Below are 543 nucleotides of genomic sequence, written 5' to 3' on the forward strand. Positions count from 1 at the left end.
GCGCGGGTCAAAGCCGACCTCACCGAGCTGGCACGGAGCGGCCAGACGCAGTTGTCGACGACGGACGCCGACGCCCGGCTGCTCGCAAAGAGCGGCCAGCGCGTTGCCGGCTACAACGTGCAGATCGCCGTCGACGCCAAGCACAAACTCATCGTCGCCAGCGACGTCGTCAATGATGGCAACGACAGCGGCCAGCTCCATCCGACGGCGATGGCGGCAAAGGAGGTCCTGGGCGTCGAGACGCTGCAGGCGCTGGCCGATACCGGCTACTACAACGGGGCGCAGTTGAAGGCTTGCGAGGACGCCGGGATCATCGCCTATGTTCCGCAAGCCAAGCGCACGGACAGGCTGACGGCGCAGGGGCGCTTCAGCCACGCGGAGTTCAGCTATGTGGCTGACGCCGACGCGTATCGCTGCCCGGCGGGCGAGCTTCTGACACCGACGCCAAGCCTCAAGACCAATGGGAGCCGGCTCGAGAGCCGCTATGTCAGCCGCAAGGCGGTCTGCGATGGCTGCTCGTTGCGCGGCCGCTGCGTCGAGAAG

1 protein-coding gene is annotated in these 543 nt (G+C 67.2%); it reads left to right on the forward strand.

From position 1 onward, the window contains the following. Positions 1–543: transposase (locus OZ411_RS43500; RefSeq protein ID WP_282532816.1), on the forward strand; the 543-nt coding region annotated here is incomplete at both ends.

This window comes from Bradyrhizobium sp. Arg237L, from assembly GCF_029990105.1.
GTDB lineage: Bacteria > Pseudomonadota > Alphaproteobacteria > Rhizobiales > Xanthobacteraceae > Bradyrhizobium.